At 28.4% G+C, this 9,330-nt stretch carries 9 protein-coding genes and 1 pseudogene; 9 read left to right on the forward strand and 1 reads right to left on the reverse strand.

Annotated features, from left to right (window positions below; all coding sequences use genetic code 11):
• Window positions 1-139: 139 nt before the first annotated feature.
• From WS44_RS07900 to WS44_RS07935, 8 genes are read left to right on the forward strand one after another with little or no spacing between them, the layout of a single operon-like run.
• Complete coding sequence (locus WS44_RS07900) at window positions 140-391, forward strand: capsular polysaccharide synthesis protein (protein WP_046433945.1); 252 nt, start codon at window positions 140-142, stop codon at window positions 389-391.
• A gap of 21 nt (window positions 392-412) precedes the next feature.
• On the forward strand, window positions 413-1,438 hold the full coding sequence (locus tag WS44_RS07905; protein WP_022087494.1) for a glycosyltransferase: 1,026 nt from the start codon (window positions 413-415) through the stop codon (window positions 1,436-1,438).
• 56 nt (window positions 1,439-1,494) lie between these two features.
• Entirely contained in the window at window positions 1,495-2,214 is a 720-nt protein-coding gene (locus WS44_RS07910; protein ID WP_046433948.1) for an acyltransferase, read from the forward strand.
• Window positions 2,211-3,401 carry a hypothetical protein gene (locus WS44_RS07915; RefSeq protein ID WP_046433949.1) on the forward strand — a complete coding sequence of 397 codons (1,191 nt, stop codon included), beginning with the start codon at window positions 2,211-2,213 and terminating at the stop codon, window positions 3,399-3,401. Before WS44_RS07910 ends, WS44_RS07915 begins: the two co-directional genes overlap by 4 nt.
• Window positions 3,402-3,444: 43 nt before the next feature.
• Window positions 3,445-4,455, forward strand: a complete 1,011-nt coding sequence (locus tag WS44_RS07920; RefSeq protein WP_046433950.1) for a glycosyltransferase family 2 protein — start codon at window positions 3,445-3,447, stop codon at window positions 4,453-4,455.
• Complete coding sequence (locus tag WS44_RS07925) at window positions 4,455-5,918, forward strand: flippase (protein ID WP_046433952.1); 1,464 nt, start codon at window positions 4,455-4,457, stop codon at window positions 5,916-5,918. The genes WS44_RS07920 and WS44_RS07925 overlap by 1 nt, the downstream gene beginning before the upstream one ends.
• Window positions 5,919-5,941: 23 nt before the next feature.
• Window positions 5,942-6,760: a LicD family protein gene (locus WS44_RS07930; protein ID WP_022087749.1), complete on the forward strand. Its 819-nt coding sequence runs from the start codon at window positions 5,942-5,944 to the stop codon at window positions 6,758-6,760.
• A gap of 7 nt (window positions 6,761-6,767) precedes the next feature.
• The gene (locus tag WS44_RS07935) at window positions 6,768-7,859 is read left to right on the forward strand and encodes a glycosyltransferase (protein ID WP_046433953.1); all 1,092 of its coding nucleotides are present in this window, start codon (window positions 6,768-6,770) and stop codon (window positions 7,857-7,859) included.
• A 47-nt stretch (window positions 7,860-7,906) separates the two neighbouring features.
• On the opposite strand, the pseudogene WS44_RS10095 reads toward WS44_RS07935, so the two are convergent.
• Window positions 7,907-8,026: pseudogene (locus WS44_RS10095) on the reverse strand (IS3 family transposase); the annotation flags it as partial.
• A 227-nt stretch (window positions 8,027-8,253) separates the two neighbouring features.
• On the opposite strand from WS44_RS10095, the gene WS44_RS07940 reads away from it, so the two are divergent.
• Window positions 8,254-9,330: hypothetical protein (locus WS44_RS07940; RefSeq protein WP_046433954.1), on the forward strand; the 1,077-nt coding region annotated here is incomplete at its 3' end.

The raw sequence follows: 9,330 nt of genomic DNA on the forward strand, positions 1-9,330 counted from the left end.
GTTCAAACCAATCATACGAGAAAGGAACTCCTTTTTCTAATGTTTAAAGAAATAAATTTAAGGAATCATTCATCCTTACACAAACTATTTTACAGTCTCTCAATTTTGGAAAGAATATAATGAAATTATAGATTATATTATGTTTGATTATATTATAAAGATAATATCTCAAAATGATGAATATGCTAGACGACAAATAGAAACAGTTCCTAAAAATAATTCACAAACTTTTGAATTACGAAAATATATTAATAAACCGTATAATGATGAATTGAAAAATAAAATTAAAACTTTTGAACAAAATACATATTTGTTTAAATTAAGTTGGAAAGACCAATTTATAAAAAATGATAATTCTTTGTATCATCATATTTTGAATAAGTATTTATAATGATAATTTGAGGAAATGGATTTGAATAATAACTTTATAAAAGACCTTATTACGGTAATTGTTCCTGTATATAATGTTGAAAAGTATCTTGAACAATGTGTAGATAGTATTTTAAATCAAACATATAAAAATATTGAAATTATTTTGGTTGATGATGGTTCAAAAGATAAAAGTGGTCAATTGTGTAATGAATTTTCTAATAAGTATTCGCAAATAAAAACTATTCATAAGAAAAATGCTGGACTAGGAATGGCTAGAAATTCTGGGTTAAAAATAGCTAACGGAGAATATATAGCATTTGTTGATTCTGATGATTGGCTTGCTCCTCAGGCTTTGAAGAATCTATATGATAGCATGACTAAGTTTAACTGTGATTATTGCAAAGGTGGGTTTCAAAAAGTTAATGATGAAGGCCATGTGCTTTTTGAAAATATTAATGATTTTCAGCTTTTTGAAGGGACAGATGCTAAACGCAAACTTTTACCTCGATTAATTGGTTCTGCTCCAGGTAAACACGATAGTATTAACATGTCAGTTTGGGGATGTTTATTTAAGCATCAAATAATTATGAAGCATAATTTGCGTTTCCCATCAGAAAGAAAACTTATGTCAGAAGATATTGTATTTGACATAGATTATATGCAATATGTAAAAAATGCTTGTATCATATCTAAATCTGATTACAAATATCGACAAAATGCATTTTCTTTAAGTACTTCTTATCGAGAAGATAAGTTTATAGCAACTAAAAAATTATATAAGTATTTATTAAACAAAATGAAAGCTTTAGATTATGGTGAGAGTACTATTTTAAGAATTGATAGGAATCTATTTGTTAATTTATCGGGATGTATATTTCAAGAAAATAATAGAAGCTTAAGAGAAGCACGAAAAAGAATTAATATTATTTGTACTGATCCTGAAATTAGATCTGTTATAAAAAAATACCCTAGAAAAAAACTAGGTCTTAAACAAAGGATTTTTTTGTCATTAATTTTAAGAAAGCAAGTTTATTTATTATATTTATTAGCTAAGGTTATAAATTAATAGATAAGTGAAATTTTAGTAATTATTTTAATTAGAGTATATTTTATAGAGAAAATGTGAATTTAAAGAATAAAATCAAATGTTGGATACTAGGTCCTAAGGCAACAGAGGAAAGCTATATAACATATTTAAGAAAATGTGGAGTCAAGATAGGTAAAGGTGTTAAAATTTTTCGCCCTTTTCATACGAATATCGATGCTCAAAATCCACATTTGCTAACAATAGGCAATTATGTTCAAATGACTGGCCCAGTAACTATTTTGACTCACGATTATAGTTGGTCTGTGTTGAAGAAAAAATATGGAATTATTTATGGAAATCAACGTAAAACTGTAATAGGCAATAACGTATTTATAGGAGAGGGCGCTACAATTCTAGGTGGATCACATATTGGTGATAATGTAATAATTGGTGCCAATAGTGTTGTAAGTGGAAATGTTGATTCTAATTCTGTATATGCAGGAAATCCCGCTCGAAAACTAATGACTATTGAAGAATATAGAGATAAAAGAGAGAAACGCCAATTAAAAGAGGCAGTAGAATACGTTTTAGAGTACAAGAAAAGATTTAAGACATATCCGCCAGAAGAAAAGATGGATGAGTATTTCTTTCTGTTTAAGCCTTCGCGCATATATACAAAATATCGAAGCCAACTTGAATTAATGGGAAATTATCATGAGACTCTTAAAAAACTTAGTACTTATCATACAAAATTTTCATCCTATAAGGATTTCTTAAATTATTGTAATAAGCAAGAAATGGTGTTTTCTAAATGAAAATAAAACTTGGCAGAGAAAGTGTATATTGTTTAGGATTAGCCTTATTTTTGGTTGGGCAATTACTGGGTCATACATTGTTACCTGTTCCCCCATATATAAGATATTCATTTATATTTTTGGGGCTTCTTATTTCTATATTTAGCTTTGTTGTTTTGGACTTTAATGAATTATATTATGCAGTGAATAGGCTGACGCTAATAAAAATAATAATTCTTATTTTTATTATTCTTTTAACAGTTATTTCTATAGTTTCTTTTAAGCGCAATCATAACTATGTTTTACTTGTTAATATCATATTTATTTTAAGTGCATATCATATACACTTTGAGAAAATATTGAAGACTTTTTTTGTGGTTGCCTGTAGTGTGTTGCTAATAATGTTATTAGCTTATATTCTAGGTTTGGTTGGAGATGGACAGGTACTTCAAGGAAGAAAGACGTTTGGATATAGAATGCCAACGGATTTAGTTCAGCTGATAGTATATATTACTTTATCCAAGATCTATTTAAATTTGATGAAAGGACGTAATAATACTTCCTTATACTTATTAATATTTGTTATAGCAATAATAACTTTAGTGGAAAGTAATTCTAGACTAGGAAGTCTCACATTACTTTTACTTATACCGTATACTATCTTCCTAAAAAGAAAAATTTTTAAATCTGATTTTCAAATTTCTAAATTTACACAATCAATTCTTAAAAATCTCTTTTTTATAGGTGCATTATTATCGTATTTAGTAACGGAACTTTTTATCAGATATCCAAATAATTCGGTGCTTGAATTTATTAATCAAATTACTTCGGCTAGATTAACAAATAATAGAATGGGGATTGAATTTTTTGGATATTCTATCTGGGGGCAAGATATTTATACTAATATTTCTTCTTTTTTCAAAGGCTGGTTCTATATTGATAATAGTTTCTATGTGTTTTTATTATCGTATGGATTGGCATTATTAGTCCTTGTGGGAATAGGTTATAGATATGTAGTTAATAAATGTTTAAAAATACATGAATACATAATTCCGTTTATTTTACTTGTTATAGTTTTAGATAGTTTAATAGATCAACACCTTTATTCCTTAGAATATAACATATTTTTATTGTTGCCATTTTCGTTAGTATCTATTAACGAAAAAAATGAGGATAATAAAACCTGCTTAAATGATAAGCACACTTAATTTATATATTAAATATAGGAGGAAATATAAATAAAAATAAAAAATGAAACCAGACGAACCATATAAGCCATTATTAAGCATTATAATTCCAATGTATAATGTAGAAAAGTATATTAAATTTTGTATTAATAGTGTAATTAAAAATGATATATCAGATGTTGAAATACTTATAGTAAATGATGGCTCTACTGATAGTAGTAGAGCTATTATGGAAAAGTATCAGTCTGAATATTCTCAAATTCGAGTTTATGATAAGAAAAATGAAGGAGTTTCTAGTGCTCGAAATTATGGGCTAATGAAAAGTAAGGGAGACTGGGTATGGTTTATCGATAGTGATGATGCAATTAATCAAGGGAGTTTAAAATACATTAAAAAAGAGATATCAGATAGAAATAATAAATTTGATATTCTGGTTTTTAAATATTTAAAATTTAAAAGAAATAGTGATGTATCAAAGATAAATGATATAAAAATTCCTAATGAAGCTAAAGCGATTTCTAAATTTCAAGCAATGAAAAGTCTTTTAGATAACAATATAGCTGCTTTTCCTTGGAATAAAATCTTTAAAAAAAGTCTTTTTGATAAAATTAAATTTCCAGAAGATCGTATTTATACAGAAGATTTATCAATTATGTATAAATTGTATGATAAAGCTAGCAGCATATATTTTCAAAGCGCTCCATTTTATTTTTATAGAATAAGAAATGATAGTTTGACACATAATCTGTCTACTAAAAAAATAAAAGATGCAGCTTTATCACATTATGAAATGTATAGTTTCTTTAAAGAAAATTATCCTACGTTAGCTATTAAATTAGAAAGAAATACAATGATTAATGTAATTTCTTTATTTCATAGATTAAATAAAGAACAAATTCTTTTGTATCCCGATTTAATTGATTTTTTAACTCAGAATATTAAGATAACTAACTATGATATCAGATATAAAATTGAATGTTTATCTTTTAAAAAGTGTTATCCAATATTTGTAATTATTGGAAGAATCGGTAAAATTTCGAGAAAAATTAGAAATTATGTTAAGGAAGAAAAGTAATGAAAAAAAAGTCATTGGGTTTAAATGCTTTTTTAAATGGATTAAGAAGTGTATTAAATTTAATCTTTCCATTAATTACTTTTCCGTATATATCTCGTGTTTTATCTGTTAATGGTATTGGGATATATAATTTTTCTAATACGTATATTGGCTATTTTATATTGATTGCCGGATTAGGAATTGCTACGTATGCAGTTCGTGAGGGTGCAAAGTATAGAGATAATAAGGAACAAATTGAGGAGTTTTCGAGCGAAGTTTTTAGTATCAATATATTAGCTACCGTAATTGCATACATATTATTATTGTTGAGCTTAGTAATATTTAAAAATCTAAATAATTATGTAGCTTGTATATTGATTTTTAGTATCCAAATTTTATTTACTACTTTAGGGACTGAATGGATTTATACGATTTATGAAGATTATACCTACATTACTATCAGAAGTATAATTTTTAAAATCCTATCGATAATTTTATTATTTATTTTTGTAAAAAGACCGTCAGATTATCTTATATATGCTGCTATAACCGTGTTGGCTAGTGTTGGTTCAAATTTTCTTAATTTTGTACATGCTCGAAGTTTTATTCATATTCGTTTAACTTTGAATACTAGATGGAAATATCATTTAAAACCAATATTGACTATTTTTGCCTCTTCGGTTGCCGTAACTATATATGTTTATTCAGATAATACTATTCTTGGATTGATGAAGAATGATTATGCAGTTGGGATTTATAGTACGTCTGTAAAAATATATCAGATAGCACAAAGTCTACTTTCTGCTGTTTTAACAGTAACAATACCTCGGTTAGCTATGCTATGGGGGCAAAGAAGGAGAAGAGAGTATAATGCCGTATTGACTAGAGTAATTAACACTTTAGGTGTGTTAGTATTGCCTGCATCGGTTGGCCTATTAATGCTAAGTCGAGAAGTTGTTTTAATAATTGCTGGTCAAAAGTTTTTACCATCTGTAAATTCACTTCGAATTATTACGTGGGCTATTATTTTCTCAATTTTTAGTTGGATATTTTCAGATTGTGTGTTGATTCCTGCTAAAAGAGAAAAGAGAGTTTTACAAAATACATTGATTACAGCAGTAATTAATATAGTTTTGAATTTCATTTTAATACCTACAATGTCATATGATGGTACTTCATTAAGCACAGTATTGGCAGAACTGAGTGTAATGATAATGAATGGATATTCATGCAAAGATATTATTAAACCGATTATATTTAAGAAGGAAACCTTAAAAAATCTTTTAGAATCGATTATCGGTTGTATTGGAATAGTAATTGTTTGTCTACTATGTCAATGGGGATGGGATTCTATGACTTGGAAAACTGTTTTTTCAGTAATATTATCTGTCCCTATGTACGGAGCAATTTTGGTTTTGTTGAAGAATAAAATTGCCATTTCAATGTTGAAAAATGCAATAAATATCATAAAAAATAAAATTTAGTTTTAAAAGAATTCAGGATTTTTATGTCAAAAAAAACGTTATCAAGTAATGAATTAAAAGCTATACACTCTTTAGAATTAGAAGCACTGACAGTAATTGATCAGATTTGCAGAAGACACTCTATTAAATATACTTTAATTGATGGATCATTATTGGGAGCGATTCGCCATAATGGATTTATTCCTTGGGATGATGATGTGGATATAGCAATGCTAAGGGATGACTTGGAGAAGTTTAAATTAATTTGTAAAACAGAATTACCTTCCAAGTATTTTTATCAAGATATGAGTACTGATCCAGAGTATTTATATTTGTTTGATAAGATTCGAATTAACAATACCTTATTTAAGGAGTCATATTTGGCTGAGTACAATATTAATCATGGAGTTTTTATAGATATATTTCCTGTTGATAATGTAAGTGATAATAAAAAAGAAGCTAAAAAACAATTTAATAGCTTTATTTTCTTAAGACATATGTTTATGGCTAAGTATTTATCTGTTAAAGCACGAAAAGGAAAAAAGAAAATAATTGCTGGTCTGATTAAATATCTTATTCCAAATAATACTAAAAAGATTAGGAATAAGGCCTTTGACATAATGTGTAAGTATGATAAAGAAAAAACTAAAAATGTTAGAATTTTTCCAGGTCCATACGTTAAAAAAAATGTGTATTGCAGAAAGTTTTTTGATGAAGTTGAGGATCATAAATTTGAAAATCACAATTTCTTGATTTCTAAATATTATGAACAAATGCTAGTAAATGATTATGGTAATTGGAGAGAGTTGCCTCCTAAGGATCAACGGGTAACTCGACATGATCTCGTAGATTTTAAACTTTAGGTAAAAAATGAAGATTGCACTAATTAATACTGTTAATCTAGAAGAAAATGGTATATCTACATTCATCTTAAATAATAGTTATCTTTTTTCTAAGTGGGGAGAAGACGTAGCTATTATTGCTCCTAATAAAGTGAAAAAAGCCTTTAAAAAGAGAATAATTTCAAAAGGAATAAGACTAATCGAACTTCCCATGCGAGATAATTCGCCACAAATATACTTCTGGAAATTAATAAAAGTTTTAAAAAAAGAAAAATATGATATTGTTCATGTAAATGGTAACAGTACTACAATGTCAATTGAACTTTTAGCTGCATGGTTTGCAGGTATAAAAGTTCGTATAGCTCATAGCCATAATACAACTGCCGATCATACGAAGATAAATAAATTATTACGTCCTATCTTTAATTTGACAGTCAATGGGCGTGTAGCATGTAACATTGCTGCGGGCAAGTGGCTATTTCATCAGAAAAAATTTTTAGTTATAAGAAATGGAATAAATTTGTCACATTTTCATTTTGATGAAAGTCTGCGAGAAAACTATCGAAAAACACTTAAACTTAATAAAGACGATATTTTGCTGGGAAATGTGGGAAGATTTAATAGACAAAAAAATCAGGTTGTTTTGCTAGATCTGATTAAACAGCTAGGCGATAATTATTATTTAGTCTTAGTTGGAAGTGGCGTGAATTTTGAAAAAATAAAGAAACGTGTCGATAGTGATGTGTTTTTGCGTAAACATATATTCTTCACTGGTGCAGTAAGTGATACTTCGGGATGGCTGAATGCAATGGATTTATTTCTTCTTCCATCTTTATATGAAGGGCAGCCTTATACTTTAATAGAGGCGACAGCGTCCGGATTAGATGCTGTAGTATCTAATACAATTTCTTCAGAAAATGATCTTGTAAGTAACATTTCTTTTGAAAGACTAGATTCTCCTAAAGATTGGGTCCAAAAGATAAAAATACCTATAGCTAACAACCGTGAACTAAGATCAAATTCATACTGTCAAAAGCTAAAGGAAAAGGGCTATGATACTACTGAAAATGCAAAGATGCTTTTAAAGTATTATAAAAAGAAAATATCACTTTATAAGTAATAAAGTGTATCTTATTAAAGTGAAGTGAGACCTAAAAATTAGACAGTTTAAAATACAGAATTAATAGAGGCTTGATTCCGATATTCTTTCGGAGTTAAGCCTTTTAATCTGCTCTTTATCCTTTCTTCGTTATAGTATTCGATATATTCTTCGATTGCTTGAGCTAAAGGAAAGAATAGTTCTATCTCGAATGCTGATATTGTAAAATTTCATCATTTAGAAGTTTTACAATAGGCATGAACCAAGTTGTAGTTAATCACTACAGCTTTTTATTTTAAAAAGTAGAAAAAGGCATCTCTAAAACAGGGATGCCTATTTTTATGTGTTAAACACATATTATTCACGGTATCTGATATGATAAAGGAAATGAAAACGTTAAAAAGGAGGCTAGATTATGCCATTAATTCAATACGGTCAAGATCTTTATGAAGAACTTGGCGACAATACTTCTATTGCTCAAGCTACGCCTTTTAGTAATTGGCAGTTGACGAAGTTTACTTTTAATAGTGAAAAGTATTATTTGTTTGTAGAAATCGATACCGGTTTGGTTGTTGTTACACAAAAGATCGATAAAAGCGAATTTGATGATGTGTTAATTGGGCTAAGTCATGCCTGGGATTACATTGTTCAAAATCAAAGAATAGATATTGCAAATGCTAATCTTGAGACTGAATTTACTTTTGCCCATAATGACTTGGTTAATAGTGAAGTGACGGCCAAGATACAAAATTACATTGAAGAGGGCTCACAGTTAAAGCAAAAATTGACTCTTTATCATGATGATGAATTAAACTATGCAGAAAAATTAACTGTGATGTCATTAATTTTGATGACTTTTTCTGATCCTTCAAATGATGTTGTTGAGAAAATTGCTGAAAAGGCTAATGAAGTTTTCCCAGTTAAAACTCAACGTCCGAAAAGCAATACCAAGTATTGGGATTTAAGAATGCAGTTTGAAGATCCCGACCACTGGAAACAATATGAATACCAGGATATATCTGACAACGCAAAAATAAGTAATGAAATTAAGCAAAATAATGAAAAGCTAGTTGATCAGTATTTTAAATATGCGCAGGTAGACTATCGTAGATATTTGATTGATCATAAGAGACAATTGCTGGATTTCGTCAATAGCTATTTGCTTAATAATGAACTTCGGTTTGTGAACAGTAATTTAGGGGATGTCGCTTATTATATCTGGTGGGGAGTTAACCGTGTATATCAAGTAGATGATAAAATTCCTAAGAAGAAAAAAGACTTGATGGTCGACCAGCTACTTGACATGTTTAGTGATTTCTATTTGTTTTTGAGTAGAGTAGGCCTAATCAGACAGGCAGATGCCAAAAAAATTAAGCAATTTTGTGAGGAACAGCATGAGCGGTATTTTTATTCTGAGCTAGAAAATGACGAATATTTTGGCGATGATATTGACTTTGAAGAATTTGCTCATGATATTATGGATAATCCTGAT

Source organism: Lactobacillus sp. N54.MGS-719, assembly GCF_000980505.1.
GTDB lineage: Bacteria > Bacillota > Bacilli > Lactobacillales > Lactobacillaceae > Lactobacillus > Lactobacillus amylovorus.

Bases quoted from the DNA above. Each gene is read 5' to 3' on its own strand.
- WS44_RS07900 (WP_046433945.1), top strand. From the start codon at position 140: ATGTTTGATTATATTATAAAGATAATATCTCAAAATGATGAATATGCT.
- WS44_RS07915 (WP_046433949.1), top strand. From the start codon at position 2,211: ATGAAAATAAAACTTGGCAGAGAAAGTGTATATTGTTTAGGATTAGCC.
- WS44_RS07920 (WP_046433950.1), top strand. From the start codon at position 3,445: ATGAAACCAGACGAACCATATAAGCCATTATTAAGCATTATAATTCCA.
- WS44_RS07925 (WP_046433952.1), top strand. From the start codon at position 4,455: ATGAAAAAAAAGTCATTGGGTTTAAATGCTTTTTTAAATGGATTAAGA.
- WS44_RS07930 (WP_022087749.1), top strand. From the start codon at position 5,942: ATGTCAAAAAAAACGTTATCAAGTAATGAATTAAAAGCTATACACTCT.
- WS44_RS07935 (WP_046433953.1), top strand. From the start codon at position 6,768: ATGAAGATTGCACTAATTAATACTGTTAATCTAGAAGAAAATGGTATA.